Origin of the sequence: Streptomyces sp. NPDC015242 (assembly GCF_043079125.1) — a bacterium.
Classification (GTDB): domain Bacteria; phylum Actinomycetota; class Actinomycetes; order Streptomycetales; family Streptomycetaceae; genus Streptomyces.
On sequence record NZ_JBIBUF010000011.1, the window covers coordinates 327973 to 343355 of the forward strand.

Annotated in this window: 15 protein-coding genes; 13 read left to right on the top strand and 2 right to left on the bottom strand. The window is 69.9% G+C overall.

The genetic code is table 11. The features are described 5' to 3' along the window. Window positions 1-136: 136 nt before the first annotated feature. Both ACF07N_RS32975 and ACF07N_RS32980 read right to left on the bottom strand, forming a co-directional pair. Complete coding sequence (locus ACF07N_RS32975; RefSeq protein ID WP_383336587.1) at window positions 137-1366, bottom strand: DUF349 domain-containing protein; 1230 nt, start codon at window positions 1364-1366, stop codon at window positions 137-139. Between the two features lie 135 nt (window positions 1367-1501). Further along, the gene (locus ACF07N_RS32980) at window positions 1502-2344 is read right to left on the bottom strand and encodes a peptidylprolyl isomerase (RefSeq protein WP_383336586.1); all 843 of its coding nucleotides are present in this window, start codon (window positions 2342-2344) and stop codon (window positions 1502-1504) included. Window positions 2345-2511: 167 nt separating this feature from the next. Between ACF07N_RS32980 and ACF07N_RS32985 the strand changes: the two genes are divergently transcribed. The 13 genes from ACF07N_RS32985 to ACF07N_RS33045 form a co-directional block, all read left to right on the top strand. After that, entirely contained in the window at window positions 2512-3219 is a 708-nt protein-coding gene (locus ACF07N_RS32985; RefSeq protein WP_383336585.1) for an MBL fold metallo-hydrolase, read from the top strand. A gap of 13 nt (window positions 3220-3232) precedes the next feature. After that, window positions 3233-4495, top strand: coding sequence for a histidine--tRNA ligase (gene hisS, locus ACF07N_RS32990; protein WP_392120088.1), 1263 nt, complete (start codon window positions 3233-3235; stop codon window positions 4493-4495). A 229-nt stretch (window positions 4496-4724) separates the two neighbouring features. After that, a complete protein-coding gene (locus ACF07N_RS32995) occupies window positions 4725-5381 on the top strand; it encodes a vitamin K epoxide reductase family protein (RefSeq protein ID WP_383336583.1) in 657 nt (218 codons plus the stop codon). Window positions 5382-5437: 56 nt separating this feature from the next. Next, window positions 5438-6793, top strand: coding sequence for a replication-associated recombination protein A (locus tag ACF07N_RS33000; protein WP_392120091.1), 1356 nt, complete (start codon window positions 5438-5440; stop codon window positions 6791-6793). 304 nt (window positions 6794-7097) lie between these two features. Next, a complete protein-coding gene (gene rpsD / locus ACF07N_RS33005) occupies window positions 7098-7712 on the top strand; it encodes a 30S ribosomal protein S4 (protein WP_309096595.1) in 615 nt (204 codons plus the stop codon). 178 nt (window positions 7713-7890) lie between these two features. Further along, on the top strand, window positions 7891-8331 hold the full coding sequence (locus ACF07N_RS33010; protein ID WP_383336581.1) for a DUF948 domain-containing protein: 441 nt from the start codon (window positions 7891-7893) through the stop codon (window positions 8329-8331). A gap of 9 nt (window positions 8332-8340) precedes the next feature. After that, entirely contained in the window at window positions 8341-8694 is a 354-nt protein-coding gene (locus ACF07N_RS33015; RefSeq protein WP_383336580.1) for a hypothetical protein, read from the top strand. Continuing rightward, entirely contained in the window at window positions 8694-11366 is a 2673-nt protein-coding gene (alaS, locus tag ACF07N_RS33020) for an alanine--tRNA ligase (RefSeq protein ID WP_383336579.1), read from the top strand. Before ACF07N_RS33015 ends, alaS begins: the two co-directional genes overlap by 1 nt. 14 nt (window positions 11367-11380) lie before the next feature. Further along, window positions 11381-11845 (top strand): Holliday junction resolvase RuvX, encoded by a 465-nt coding sequence (ruvX, locus tag ACF07N_RS33025; RefSeq protein WP_383336578.1) that lies wholly within the window; start codon window positions 11381-11383, stop codon window positions 11843-11845. 121 nt (window positions 11846-11966) lie between these two features. Further along, window positions 11967-13679 carry an endolytic transglycosylase MltG gene (gene mltG / locus ACF07N_RS33030; protein WP_392120096.1) on the top strand — a complete coding sequence of 571 codons (1713 nt, stop codon included), beginning with the start codon at window positions 11967-11969 and terminating at the stop codon, window positions 13677-13679. After that, window positions 13660-14499 (top strand): shikimate dehydrogenase, encoded by an 840-nt coding sequence (locus ACF07N_RS33035; RefSeq protein ID WP_392120099.1) that lies wholly within the window; start codon window positions 13660-13662, stop codon window positions 14497-14499. Before mltG ends, ACF07N_RS33035 begins: the two co-directional genes overlap by 20 nt. 116 nt (window positions 14500-14615) lie before the next feature. Next, window positions 14616-15068, top strand: a complete 453-nt coding sequence (locus ACF07N_RS33040; protein WP_383336575.1) for an acetyltransferase — start codon at window positions 14616-14618, stop codon at window positions 15066-15068. 226 nt (window positions 15069-15294) lie between these two features. Continuing rightward, window positions 15295-15383: chorismate synthase (locus tag ACF07N_RS33045; protein ID WP_158693198.1), on the top strand; the 89-nt coding region annotated here is incomplete at its 3' end.

Sequence of the window (15383 nt, forward strand, 5' to 3'; positions counted from 1 at the left end):
GGTACACCCCGCTCACCCGGGGCCGGGGGGCCCACAACCCCCGTTCCGGGCGGGTCGCGCACCGGCGGCGGGGCCCCCCGCTGGCCTTGCCGGGCCCCCCCTTCCGCATGTCCGGGAGCCCTTTGGCGGCCGGCTGTCAGCCGCCGAACTCCTGCAGGCCCTTCAGCGCCTGGTCCAGCAGCGCCTGGCGGCCGTCCAGCTCACGCTGGAGCTTGTCCGCCCGGGCGTTGTTGCCCTGCGCGCGGGCCTGTTCGATCTGGCCCCGCAGCTTGTCCACCGCGGCCTGGAGCTGCCCGGTCAGCCCCTCGGCGCGCGCCCGCGCCTCCGGGTTGGTCCGGCGCCACTCGGCCTCCTCGGCCTCCTGGATGGCCCGCTCGACGGCGTGCATCCGGCCCTCGACCTTCGGCCGGGCGTCGCGCGGCACGTGGCCGATGGCCTCCCAGCGCTCGTTCACGTTCCGGAAGGCGGCCCGGGCCGCCTTCAGGTCGGTGATCGGCAGGAGCTTCTCGGCCTCCTCGGCCAGCTCCTCCTTGAGCTTGAGGTTCTCCGCCTGCTCGGCGTCCCGCTCGGCGAAGACCGAGCTGCGCGCCGCGAAGAAGACGTCCTGGGCGCCGCGGAAGCGGTTCCACAGCTCGTCCTCGTGCTCGCGCTGGGCGCGGCCCGCGGCCTTCCACTCGGCCATCAGCTCGCGGTAGCGCGCGGCCGTCGCACCCCAGTCCGTCGAGTTCGACAGCGCCTCGGCCTCGGCGACCAGCCGCTCCTTGGTCTTGCGGGCCTCCTCGCGCTGCGCGTCCAGCTGCGCGAAGTGCTGCTTGCGCCGCTTGGAGAACGCCGACCGCGCGTGCGAGAACCGGTGCCACAGCTCGTCGTCGGACTTGCGGTCCAGCCGCGGCAGGCCCTTCCAGGTGTCCACCAGGGCCCGCAGCCGCTCACCGGCCGCCCGCCACTGGTCGGACTGCGACAGCTCCTCCGCCTCGGCGACCAGCGCCTCCTTGGCGTGACGGGCCTCGTCGGACTGCTTGGCCCGCTGCGCCTTGCGCTCCTCGCGGCGCGCCTCCACCAGCTCCACGAGCTTGTCCAGCCGGACCCGCAGCGCGTCCAGGTCGCCCACCGCGTGATGCGCGTCGACCTGTTCGCGGATGTGGTCGATGGCGGCCTGGGCGTCCTTCGCCGACAGGTCGGTGGTCTTCACTCGCTTCTCGAGGAGGCCGATCTCGACAACCAGGCCCTCGTACTTGCGCTCGAAATAGGCCAGCGCCTCCTCGGGGGAGCCCGCCTGCCAGGAACCGACGACCTGCTCGCCGTCGGCCGTACGCACGTACACGGTCCCCGTCTCGTCGACGCGGCCCCACGGGTCGCTGCTCACAGCGCCTCCTCCACATGATGCCTGCGAGGGACCTTCGCTCCCCCGGGCATCGTCCACAGTTTCGTCACGGCCAACATAGGCGACCGGCGGGGGGCCTGTCCGCATCCCGCGCGACCGAAATTACGCAGTTGGGGGTCAGGATTCGCTGACCGTCGCCTTGTTGATCACGACCGTCGCGTTGGGCGCCGTGTTGCCCGTCTGGGGGTCGGGTGCCTGCGCTCCGGCCTTGGCGATCTTCTGCAGCACCTTCATGCCCGCCTCGGACACCGTACCGAACGGTGTGTAGTCGGGCGGCAGCTGGCTGTCCTGGTAGACCAGGAAGAACTGGCTGCCACCGCTGTCGCGGCCCTGCTTCGTCTGGGGGTTGTACTGGTTCGCCATCGCGACCGTACCCGCCGGGTACACCCCGCCCTTGAGGCTCTTGTCCTTCAGGTTCTCGTCCGGGATCGTGTAGCCGGGACCGCCCATGCCGGTGCCCTGCGGGTCGCCGCACTGCAGGACGTAGATGCCCTGGTCGGTGAGGCGGTGGCACTTGCTGTGGTCGAAGTACCCCTTGTCGGCGAGGAACTTGAACGAGTTGACCGTGTGCGGGGCCGCCGACGCCTTCAGCGCGATGTCTATCTCGCCGCAGGTCGTGTCCATCGTCATCGTGTACTTCGCCGACTTGTCGATGGCCAGGGCCGGTTCCTTCTTCCAGGTCTGCGTCTCGACCTTGCCCGGCGCTGGCTTCTCGCAGGGGTCCGGGGCCTTGCTCGGCGAGGCGCTCGGGGTGACCTCCGCGTTCGCGTTCTCCTTGCCGTCGTCCTCGAACGGCTTGGTGAGGAAGACCGTCACGGAGAGCACCACGACCACGCCGAGAACCGAGGCGATCACCGAGTTGCGGATACGGGCCTTGCGCCGTGCGTCAGTGCGCCGCTGCTGCTGCCGCAGGTACTTCTCCCGGGCGAGCTGACGCCGCCGCTGTTCCTGGCTGACCACCGGGTTCTCTCCTCATGCGTCTGATACGTCGACCGGTACGCGTGGGTCCTGTGCGCCGACCGCGTGCGTGTGCCCCGTACCGTATATGGGTTCGCTGTGGAAACGGCAGCGCCGGTAGGCTCTGACGACAGCCGCAGCCGCCCGTATCGACACAACGAAGGACGATCGTGCTCATTGCCGGGTTCCCCGCCGGGGCCTGGGGGACGAACTGCTACCTCGTCGCCCCCGCCGCCGGTGAGGAGTGCGTGATCATCGACCCCGGCCATCAGGCCGCCGACGGCGTCGCGGAGGCCATCGCCAAGCACCGGCTCAAGCCCGTCGCCGTCGTCCTCACCCACGGCCACCTCGACCACGTCGCCTCGGTCGTCCCGGTGTGCGGCGCGCACGACGTGCCGGCCTGGATCCACCCCGAGGACCGGTACATGATGAGCGACCCCGAGAAGGCGCTCGGCCGCTCGATCGGCATGCCGCTGATGGGCGAACTGACCATCGGGGAGCCGGACGACGTCAAGGAGCTGACCGATGGCGCCGCGCTCGACCTCGCGGGACTGGAGCTCACCGTCTCGCACGCGCCGGGCCATACCAAGGGGTCGGTGACCTTCGGCCTGCCCGAGGCGGCGGACATCCCGCCGGTGCTGTTCTCGGGCGACCTGCTGTTCGCCGGCTCCATCGGACGCACCGACCTGCCCGGCGGCGACCCGGCCGAGATCCTCGATTCGCTGGCCCGCGTGTGCCTGCCGCTCGACGACTCGACCGTGGTGCTGTCCGGCCACGGCCCCCAGACGACCATCGGCCGGGAGCGCGCCACCAACCCGTATCTGCGGCAGGTGGCCGCCGGCCAGGGAGCCCAGCCCGCTCCCCGACGAGGAATGTGACGAGAGACGTCCTGTGAGCACCTTCAAGGCCCCCAAGGGCACGTACGACCTGATCCCGCCGGACTCCGCGAAGTACCTGGCGGTCCGCGAGGCGATCGCCGCCCCGCTGCGCAACTCCGGCTACGGCTACATCGAGACGCCCGGCTTCGAGAACGTCGAGCTCTTCGCGCGCGGCGTCGGTGAGTCCACCGACATCGTCACCAAGGAGATGTACGCCTTCGAGACCAAGGGCGGCGACCGGCTCGCCCTGCGCCCCGAGGGCACGGCGTCGGTGCTGCGCGCCGCGCTGGAGGCCAACCTGCACAAGGCGGGCAACCTCCCCGTCAAGCTCTGGTACTCGGGCTCGTACTACCGTTACGAGCGCCCCCAGAAGGGCCGCTACCGCCACTTCTCGCAGGTCGGCGCCGAGGCCATCGGCGCCGAGGACCCGGCCCTCGACGCCGAGTTGATCATCCTCGCGGACCAGGCGTACCGCTCGCTGGGGCTGAGCGACTTCCGGATCCTGCTCAACAGCCTGGGCGACAAGGAGTGCCGCCCGGTCTACCGGAGCGCGCTGCAGGAGTTCCTGCGCGGCCTGGACCTGGACGAGGACACCCTGCGCCGCGCGGACATCAACCCGCTGCGCGTCCTGGACGACAAGCGCCCGGAGGTCCAGAAGCAGCTGGCCGACGCCCCGCTGCTGCGCGACTTCCTGTGCGACGCCTGCAAGGCGTACCACGAGGAGGTCCGCGAGCTGCTCACGGCCGCGGGCGTGGCCTTCGAGGACGACCCGAAGCTGGTGCGCGGCCTGGACTACTACACCCGCACGACCTTCGAGTTCGTCCACGACGGGCTCGGCTCGCAGTCCGCGGTGGGCGGCGGCGGCCGCTACGACGGCCTCTCCGAGATGATCGGCGGCCCCGCGCTGCCGTCCGTCGGCTGGGCCCTCGGCGTCGACCGCACGGTCCTCGCGCTGGAGGCGGAGGGCGTCGAGCTTCAACTGCCCGCCAGCACCAGCGTCTTCGCCGTCCCGCTCGGCGAGGAGGCCCGGCGGGTGCTGTTCGCCAAGGTCGGCGAGCTGCGCAAGAACGGCATCGCGGCCGACTTCTCCTACGGCGGCAAAGGCCTCAAGGGCGCGATGAAGAACGCCAACCGCAGCGGCGCCCGCTACACGATCGTCGCCGGCGAACGCGACCTCGCCGAGGGCGTCGTCCAGCTCAAGGACATGGAGTCCGGCGAGCAGACGGCCGTCGGCGTCAACGAGATCGTGGCGGAACTGGAAGCCCGGCTCGGCTGACAGCGCTCCCGCGAAGGCGCCGGGCACCCGTCGAGGGGCCCGGCGCCTTCGCCGTTCCCCGGACCCGTTCGCACCCTTGTGCTGCCGTGCGACGGACGTCGGCCGAAACCCACCCTCAGGGGCGACGGCGGGGCCGTGCTTATCCGCAGTGAACGGTGGGGACACGGGCCGGTGCGGCACAATGGCCGTGACCGAAGAGGTTCAGGTCTCGAGTGACGGAATCGGCGTGATGAGCAAGACGACAGTCAAGGACGTCTCCACGGAGCCCGAGCCGGAGCGCGCCGCGGTGGCGCCCCGCGCGGAGGGCGGCAGCCGGGCCCTCGCCCTGCTGCTCGTGATCACCGGCGCGGCCGGACTGCTCGCCGCCTGGGTCATCACGCTCGACAAGTTCAAGCTCCTCGAGGCCAAGGTCGAGGGCAAGACGTTCACCCCGGGCTGCAGCCTCAACCCGGTGGTCTCCTGCGGCAGCGTCATGGAGAGCGACCAGGCCTCGGTGTTCGGCTTCCCGAACCCCATGCTCGGCCTGGTCGCCTACGGCATCGTCGTCTGCGTCGGCATCAGCCTGCTCGCCGGCGCCCGCTACCCGCGCTGGTACTGGCTCACCTTCAACGCCGGCTGCCTGTTCGGCGTGGCCTTCTGCGCCTGGCTGACGTTCCAGTCCCTGTACCGGATCAACGCCCTGTGCCTGTGGTGCTGCCTCGCCTGGGTCGCGACGATCATCATGTTCTGGTACGTGACGTCGTTCAACGTCCGCAAGGGGTTCCTGCCCGCCCCGGGCTGGCTCAAGGGCTTCTTCGGCGAGTTCACCTGGGTCATGCCCGTGCTGCACATCGGCATCATCGGCATGCTGATCCTGACCCGCTGGTGGGACTTCTGGACCAGCTGACCGGGGCGTTCCGGGCCCCGGCCGGATTGTCGGTGCCGTGAACTAGGGTTTCTGGGGTGGAGCCCGACCTGTTCACCGCCGCAGCCGAAGAACGCCAGGAGAAGGAGCCGCCCAGCAGCCCCCTCGCCGTGCGGATGCGCCCGCGCACCCTCGACGAGGTCGTGGGCCAGCAGCATCTGCTGAAGCCGGGCTCGCCCCTGCGCAGACTGGTCGGCGAGGCCGCCTCCGGCCCGGCCGGCCCCTCCTCGGTGATCCTCTGGGGCCCGCCCGGGACCGGCAAGACCACCCTGGCGTACGTCGTCTCCAAGGCGACCGACGCCCGCTTCGTGGAGCTGTCGGCGATCACCGCCGGGGTCAAGGAGGTCCGCGCGGTCATCGACGGAGCCCGCCGCGCCTCCGGCGGATTCGGCAAGGACACCGTCCTCTTCCTCGACGAGATCCACCGCTTCAGCAAGGCCCAGCAGGACTCCCTGCTGCCGGCCGTCGAGAACCGCTGGGTGACGCTCATCGCGGCGACGACGGAGAACCCGTACTTCTCGATCATCTCCCCGCTGCTGTCCCGCTCCCTGCTCCTCACCCTCGAACCGCTCACCGACGACGACATCCGGGACCTGCTCCGCCGCGCCCTCACCGACGAGCGCGGCCTCAAGGGCGCCGTCGGCCTCCCCGAGGAGACCGAGAGCCACCTCCTGCGCATCGCCGGCGGCGACGCCCGCCGCGCCCTGACCGCCCTGGAGGCGGCCGCCGGAGCCGCCCTCGACAAGGGCGAGACGGAGATCGGCCTGACCACCCTGGAGGAGACGGTCGACCGTGCCGCCGTGAAGTACGACCGCGACGGCGACCAGCACTACGACGTGGCCAGCGCCCTGATCAAGTCCATCCGCGGCTCCGACGTCGACGCCGCCCTGCACTACCTGGCCCGCATGATCGAGGCCGGCGAGGACCCCCGCTTCATCGCCCGGCGCCTGATGATCTCCGCCAGCGAGGACATCGGCCTGGCCGACCCGACCGCCCTGCAGACGGCGGTCGCCGCCGCCCAGGCCGTCGCCATGATCGGCTTCCCGGAGGCCGCCCTCACGCTCAGCCACGCCACGATCGCCCTCGCCCTCGCGCCCAAGTCCAACGCCGCGACCACCGCGATCGGCGCCGCCCTGGAGGACGTCCGCAAGGGCCTCGCCGGACCCGTCCCGGCGCACCTGCGCGACAGCCACTACAAGGGCGCGACCAAGCTCGGCCACGGCCAGGGGTACGTGTACCCGCACGACCTGCCCGAGGGCATCGCCGCCCAGCAGTACGCCCCGGACGCCCTCAAGGACCGCGAGTACTACGAGCCGACCCGGCACGGCGCGGAGGCCCGCTACGCGGACGCGGTCGAATGGACCAGGAAGAACCTCGGTCGAAAGCGGTCCTGAGGACCCTGTAAACTCGTCCGGAGTGCCGCGTCCCGTGCAGTCAGAACGGGACAGCCGGCCGGAGCCGGTCCTCCGGGACCTGCTCCAGGAGCGTCGCGCACCGTCGAAGGTGTCGCGGGCAGCCCACCACCCCTCGCCCCTCCGGGACGGGACCGGTCGGTGGGCCACTCGCGTGCTGCACGTATGTGCCCAGACCAGGGGAGCGGCTGCCCACCGAGGTCCGTCAGGACCGACGCGGGTTTCCCCGGCTGCGGATGCGACCTCCCTCCACCCTGACAAGCCGAATCCAGGAAATGAGAAAGCAGTGGCGAACCAGTCCCGCCCCAAGGTCAAGAAGTCGCGTGCCCTCGGCATCGCGCTGACCCCGAAGGCCGTCAAGTACTTCGAGGCCCGTCCCTACCCGCCGGGTGAGCACGGCCGCGGCCGCAAGCAGAACTCGGACTACAAGGTCCGTCTGCTGGAGAAGCAGCGTCTGCGCGCGCAGTACGACGTGTCCGAGCGCCAGCTCGTCCGCGCCTACGAGCGTGCCTCCAAGGTCCAGGGCAAGACCGGTGAGGCCCTGATCATCGAGCTCGAGCGCCGTCTCGACGCCCTGGTCCTGCGTTCGGGCATCGCCCGCACGATCTACCAGGCCCGTCAGATGGTCGTCCACGGCCACATCCAGGTCAACGGCAAGAAGGTCGACAAGCCCTCCTTCCGTGTCCGCCCGGACGACGTCGTGCAGGTCCGCGACCGCTCCAAGGAGAAGACGCTCTTCACGATCGCCCGTGAGGGTGGCTTCGCCCCCGAGGGTGAGACCCCGCGCTACCTCCAGGTGAACCTCAAGGCCCTGGCGTTCCGCCTGGACCGCGAGCCGAACCGCAAGGAGATCCCGGTGATCTGCGACGAGCAGCTCGTCGTCGAGTACTACGCCCGCTGATCCACGGCAGGCACGCGGTACTTCAGCCCGTCGTCTCCCCGCCCCCCGTGGGCGGGCGGGACGGCGGGCTTTCGCGATTGGCCCGGCGCCGGACGGATATCCGGTACGGAGCGCCACCCCCGGCGCGATAGGCTCGTCGCACGACTTTTTCGATGTTCAGGCACGTTTCAGGGAGCGGGTGCACACAGTGTCCGGTGGAGAGGTTGCCGGGATCCTGGTGGCCGTCTTCTGGGCGATCCTGGTCTCCTTCCTCGCCGTCGCTCTGGCGAGGCTGGCCCAGACGCTCAAGGCGACCACCAAACTCGTCGCGGATGTGACCGACCAGGCCGTCCCGCTCCTGGCAGAGGCCTCCACGGCGGTGCGCTCCGCGCAGACCCAGATCGAGCGGGTCGACGCGATCGCCTCCGACGTCCAGGAGGTCACGTCGAACGCCTCCGCGCTGTCGACCACCGTCGCCTCCACCTTCGGCGGCCCCCTGGTCAAGGTCGCCGCCTTCGGCTACGGCGTGCGCCGGGCCCTCGGCGGCCGCAAGGAGGACGTGCCCGCCAACGCGTCCAGGCGTACCGTGATCGTGGGCCGTACGGTCTCTCGGCGCAGCGCCCGAGGGAAGAGGGACTGAGAGCCAGCGATGTTCCGCCGCACCTTCTGGTTCAGCACGGGCGTCGCCGCCGGTGTCTGGGCCACCACCAAGGTCAACCGCAAGCTGAAGCAACTGACCCCCGAGAGCCTGGCGAAGGCCGCCGGCCACAAGGCGATCGAGGCAGGGCACCGCCTGAAGGACCGGGCCGTGGGCTTCGCCCTCGACGTCCGGGACAACATGGCCGCCCGTGAGGCCGAACTGGGTGAGGCCCTCGGGATCAACGAGAGTCCCGAACTCCCCGGCCCCCGGCGGTACGCCGCCATCGAGAACCGCAACAACCCGAAGTACGTCGAGGGTTCGGCGTACCAGACGCACACGTACAACCGGAATGAGGACCACTGATGGAGTCGGCTGAGATCCGCCGTCGCTGGCTGAGCTTCTTCGAGGAGCGCGGGCACACCGTCGTCCCTTCGGCGTCGCTCATCGCGGACGACCCGACTCTGCTCCTCGTCCCCGCCGGCATGGTGCCCTTCAAGCCCTACTTCCTCGGTGAGGTCAAGCCGCCCTTCGCCCGCGCCACGAGCGTGCAGAAGTGCGTGCGCACGCCGGACATCGAAGAGGTCGGCAAGACCACCCGGCACGGCACGTTCTTCCAGATGTGCGGCAACTTCTCCTTCGGTGACTACTTCAAGGAAGGCGCCATCAAGCTCGCCTGGGAGCTGCTCACCAGCCCCCAGGACAAGGGCGGTTACGGCCTCGACCCCGAGCGCCTGTGGATCACCGTCTACAAGGACGACGACGAGGCCGAGCGCATCTGGCACGAGGTCGTCGGCGTGCCCAAGGAGCGCATCCAGCGCCTGGGCATGAAGGACAACTACTGGTCCATGGGCGTGCCCGGACCGTGCGGCCCCTGCTCCGAGATCAACTACGACCGCGGCCCCGAGTTCGGCGCCGAGGGCGGCCCCGCCGTCAACGACGAGCGGTACGTGGAGATCTGGAACCTCGTCTTCATGCAGTACGAGCGGGGCGAGGGCACCGGCAAGGACAACTTCGAGATCCTTGGCGAACTGCCCAGCAAGAACATCGACACCGGCCTCGGCCTCGAACGTCTCGCCATGATCCTGCAGGGCGTGCAGAACATGTACGAGATCGACACCTCGATGGCCGTCATCGACAAGGCCACCGAGCTGACCGGCGTCCGCTACGGCGACGCCCACGCCTCGGACGTCTCCCTGCGCGTGGTCACCGACCACATGCGCACCGCCACCATGCTCATCGGCGACGGCGTCACCCCCGGCAACGAGGGCCGCGGCTACGTGCTGCGCCGGATCATGCGCCGCGCCATCCGCAACATGCGCCTGCTCGGCGCCACCGGACCGGTCGTCAAGGACCTGATCGACGTCGTCATCGGCATGATGGGCCAGCAGTACCCCGAGCTCATCACCGACCGCGAGCGCATCGAGAAGGTCGCCCTCGCCGAGGAGAACGCCTTCCTCAAGACGCTGAAGGCCGGCACGAACATCCTCGACACCGCCGTCAGCGAGACCAAGCAGGCCGGCTCCACCGTCCTGCCCGGCGACAAGGCCTTCCTGCTCCACGACACCTGGGGCTTCCCGATCGACCTCACCCTGGAGATGGCCGCCGAGCAGGGGCTTTCCGTGGACGAGGACGGCTTCCGCCGCCTGATGAAGGAGCAGCGGGAGCGCGCCAAGGCCGACGCCCAGGCCAAGAAGACCGGCCACGCCGACATGGGCGCCTACCGCGAGATCGCCGACCGCGCCGGTGCCACCGACTTCATCGGCTACACCGACACGGAGGGCGAGTCCACGATCGTCGGCATCCTCGTCGACGGCGTCTCCTCCCCGGCCGCCACCGAGGGCGACGAGGTCGAGATCGTCCTCGACCGCACCCCGTTCTACGCCGAGGGCGGCGGCCAGATCGGCGACACCGGCCGCATCAAGGCCGACTCCGGCGCCGTCATCGAGATCCGCGACTGCCAGAAGCCGGTCCCGGGCGTCTACGTGCACAAGGGCGTCGTCCAGGTCGGCGAGGTCACCGTGGGCGCCAAGGCCCACGCCGCCATCGACGACCGCCGCCGCAAGGCCATCGCCCGTGCCCACTCGGCCACGCACCTCACCCACCAGGCCCTGCGCGATGCCCTCGGCCCCACGGCCGCCCAGGCCGGTTCCGAGAACCAGCCGGGCCGCTTCCGCTTCGACTTCGGCTCCCCGTCGGCCGTCCCGACGGCCGTGATGACCGACGTCGAGCAGAAGATCAACGAGGTGCTCGCCCGCGACCTCGACGTCCGCGCCGACGTCATGGGCATCGACGAGGCCAAGAAGCAGGGCGCCATCGCCGAGTTCGGCGAGAAGTACGGCGAGCGGGTGCGCGTGGTCACCATCGGCGACTTCTCCAAGGAGCTGTGCGGCGGCACGCACGTGCACAACACCGCCCAGCTGGGCCTGGTGAAGCTGCTCGGCGAGTCCTCCATCGGCTCCGGGGTGCGCCGGATCGAGGCCCTGGTCGGCGTCGACGCCTACAACTTCCTCGCCCGGGAGCACACGGTCGTCGCCCAGCTCCAGGAGCTGATCAAGGGCCGCCCCGAGGAGCTCCCGGAGAAGGTCTCCGCCATGCTCGGCAAGCTGAAGGACGCCGAGAAGGAGATCGAGAAGTTCCGCGCCGAGAAGGTCCTCCAGGCCGCCGCTGGTCTCGCCGAGTCGGCCAAGGACGTCCGTGGCGTTGCCGTCGTGACCGGTCAGGTCCCGGACGGCACGACCGCCGACGACCTGCGCAAGCTCGTCCTCGACGTGCGCGGACGCATCCAGGGCGGCCGGGCCGCCGTCGTCGCCCTCTTCACGGTGGCGAACGGCAAGCCGCTCACGGTCATCGCCACCAACGACGCCGCCCGCGAGCGCGGCCTCAAGGCCGGCGACCTGGTCCGCACGGCCGCCAAGACCCTCGGCGGCGGCGGTGGAGGCAAGCCGGACGTCGCCCAGGGCGGCGGCCAGAACCCGGCCGCGATCGGTGACGCCGTGGACGCCGTCGAGCGTCTCGTCGCCGAGACGGCCAAGTAGGAACGGTCGAGGACATGCGCAGAGGACGTCGACTCGCGATCGACGTCGGGGACGCCCGCATCGGGGTCGCCTCGTGCGACCCCGACGGGATCCTCGCCACCCCGGTCGAGACGGTTCCGGGGCGGGACGTCCCCGCGGCCCAGCGGCGGTTGAAGCAACTCGTCGAGGAGTACGAGCCGATCGAGGTCGTCGCCGGTCTCCCGCGCTCCCTCAAGGGAGGCGAGGGCCCGGCCGCGGTCAAGGTCCGCGGCTTCGTCCAGGAACTGGCGCGCATGATCGCCCCGGTTCCGGTGAGACTCCTCGACGAACGCATGACGACGGTGACGGCCACCCAAGGACTGCGCGCCTCGGGCGTGAAGTCCAAGAAGGGCCGGTCGGTCATCGACCAGGCAGCGGCCGTGGTCATCCTGCAACAGGCCCTCGAATCCGAACGGGTGTCAGGTAAAGCACCCGGCGAAGGCGTCGAAGTGGTCATCTGATCGCGATACGGTAACGTTCCGCGCGATGCGGCGGCATTCGAACAGCCACCGCACAGCAAGAGGCGGGACGGGAGCCGAGCCGGAAGCCGCGTGACCGCCGCCTCGCGGCTCTAGGGGATCGATGACTGAGTATGGCCGGGGCCAAGGCTCCGAACCGTGGCATCCCGAGGACCCGTTGTACGGGGACGGCGGGTGGGATGGACAGCAGGCCCATCAGGGTCAGCAGTCCCCCTACGGCGGCCAGCCGCAGCACTACCCGCAGCAGCCGCAGCAGCCGCAGTACGGCGACTGGGGCACCGGTGAGCAGGCCGGTTACGGCCAGGCGCAGCAGCAGTACCCGTACGACCAGCAGCAGTACGCGGCGCAGGGCCACAGTCATCAGCAGTACCCCGGGCACGGGGACCCCCATGGGCACCCGCAGGACCAGGGCTACCACCAGCAGCAGTACGACAACGGCTGGTCCAACGGCTCCCACCAGCAGGTTTCCTACCCCGGTGACCCGTCGGACCCCTACGGGCAGCAGGCCGGGGCGTACGACGGGGGCCACGGGCAGGACTACTACGGCACCCCCGACGCCTACCCGCCCCCCGAGCCACCCGGCCGCCGGCAGGCCGACCCCGAGCCGGAGACGGACTGGGACCCCGGGCCCGACCAGGGGGAGCACGCCTTCTTCGCGGGCGGCGACGACGAGGACGACGAGCCGGGGGACCGCCGCGGACGCGACGACCAGCGGGGACGCGGCGGAAAGCCGAAGAAACGCCGCAACGGCGTGGCCTGCCTGGTGGTCGTCCTGGTCCTCGGCGGCGGCCTGGCGGGCGTGAGCTACTTCGGCTACCAGTTCTACCAGGATCGCTTCGGCGACGCTCCGGACTTCGCGGGGGACGGCAGCGGGCAGACGGTGACCGTCGAGATCCCCAAAGGCGCGGACGGCTACACGATCGGCCAGGTACTGAAGTCCGCCGGGGTCGTCAAGAGCGTCGACGCCTTCGTCTCCGCCCAGGCCGAGAACCCAGACGGCAGGGCGATCCAGGACGGCGTGTACACGCTGCAGAAGCAAATGTCGGCCGCGAGTGCGGTCGAACTGATGCTCAGTCCCAAGAGCCGCGACAACCTGATCATCGCCGAGGGCAAGCGCAACGCGGACATCTACCGGCTCATCGACAAGCGGCTGAAGGTCAAGGAAGGCACCACGGCCGCCGTCGCGCAGAAGGACTACAAGAAGCTCGGCCTGCCTGCGTGGGCGCAGAACCACCCGGACGTCAAGGACCCGCTGGAAGGGTTCCTCTACCCCTCCAGCTACGGCGTCAAGGAGGGCCAGAAGCCCGAGGCCGTGCTGAAGCAGATGGTCGCGCGGGCTGCTCAGAACTACCAGAAGATCGGCGTGGAGGAGAAGGCCGAGAGTCTCGGCCTCGACGGCCCGTGGCAGCTGGTCACGGTGGCGAGCCTGGTCCAGGCCGAGGGGAAGACCCACGACGACTTCCGGAAAATGGCCGAGGTGGTCTACAACCGCCTCAAGCCCACCAATACGGAGACCAACCAGCTGCTCCAGTTCGACTCGACCTTCAACTACCTGAAGAACGAGAGCAACATCCACATCAGCGAATCCGAGATCAACAGCAACAAGGACCCGTACAACACGTACACCAACAAGGGCCTGCCGCCGGGGCCGATCGGCAACCCGGGGGACGTCGCGCTGGCGGCGGCCCTGAAGCCGACGAAGGACGGATGGATCTACTTCGTTGCGACCGACGGCGTGAGCAAGACCGAGTTCGCCAAGACGTACGAGCAATTCAAGAAGCTGAAGGCCAAGTTCGATGCCAGCTCCGACAACTGACATCCGCCGTGCCGCGGTGCTCGGCAGCCCCGTCGCCCACTCCCTCTCTCCGGTCCTGCACCGCGCGGCGTACGACGAGCTCGGGCTGACCGGCTGGTCGTACGACCGCTTCGAGGTCGACGAAGCGGCGCTGCCCGGGTTTCTGGACGAGCTCGGGCCCGAGTGGGCCGGGCTGTCGCTCACCATGCCGCTGAAGAGGGCCGTCATCCCCCTGCTGGACGAGGTCAGCGAGACGGCGGCCTCCGTGGAAGCGGTCAACACCGTCGTGTTCACCGAGGACGGGCGGCGCACCGGAGACAACACGGACATCCCCGGTATCGTCGCCGCGTTGCGCGAACGCGGCATCGAGCAGACCGAGTCCGCCGCCATCCTCGGCGCAGGCGCCACGGCCTCGTCCGCGCTGGCCGCGCTCGCCAGGATCTGCACCGGTGAGATCGTCGTCCATGTGCGCAGTGAGGCCCGGGCGGCCGAGATGCGGGAGTGGGGCAAGCGGCTGGACGTCGACGTGCGGATCGCCGACTGGGCGGACGCCGAGCAGGCGCTGACGGCCCCCCTGGTGATCGCCACGACGCCCGCGGGAGCCACGGACGCGCTGGCCGCCGCCGTTCCCGAGCGGCCGGCCACGCTTTTCGACGTTCTCTACGACCCCTGGCCGACCGCACTGGCGGCGCGCTGGTCGGCTCATGGGGGAGCGGTGGTCAGCGGACTGGACCTCCTGGTGCACCAGGCCGTCCTCCAGGTGGAACTCATGACAGGCAGGTCACCGGCCCCTCTGACGGCGATGCGAACAGCCGGGGAACGCGCCCTCGCGGCCAGGTGAAATACCGTCACAGCCTGTTTTCGGTCAATGTACGGGAAGTGCACATTCCTAGTTGATCACCCCCTCCCTTGTCGCTAGCTTGAGGCGGCGGAATATTCATCGGGAGGGGAGCGGAAATGCGCAGGCATCTCACTTCGATCGGCCTGGCCATCGGTCTGGCGGGAGCAATGGGCCTCGCCTCGGCGACGCCCGCCGCGGCGGCCGCCTCGACGCCTGAAGCCGCTTGCGGCTCCGGGTACCAGGTTCTCGAATCCCACACGGTCGGATTCGACAAGAGCACCAGAAAGCCCGCAGCCCGGGTCTCACTGCTGTACAACGCGTCGACCGGCTACAACTGCGTAGTGACCATGCATATCAATGGTTATGTCGGAGTCAGTGCCCTGACGGAGGCCGGTATTCTCGTCGAGGGCGGCAGCTGGAAGCGGGACAAGGCGAATTACAGCTACTACGCGGGCCCCGTCTATGTGCAGGCCGCCAATAAGTGCGTGAAGTTCACCGGCGGAATCGAGTACGTGGACAACGGCGTTTTCTGGGACAGCTACACGAGCGGGTTCGGCCACTGCGGCTGACGCTCTCGCGGATGGCCCGCGGCACCTGCCATTCCACGGGGATGCCGCGCACGTCCCCGCTCGGTCCGGCTCCCTGTCCGTCACGCGGACCGATTCCGGTCCGCCCGCTTCGGCGTGGGAGGATCGGAGACGGCGGACCGGGGCCGCGCACCCGGTCAGGCCGTCGACGTACGCGAGGACGTGCGTACGCAGGGCAGTACCAGGGCGCGAGCACTGAGGAGCACCGTTGAGCAGGTTGCGCTGGCTGACCGCGGGTGAGTCCCACGGTCCCGCACTCGTGGCGACGCTGGAGGGTCTTCCCGCCGGCGTGCCGAT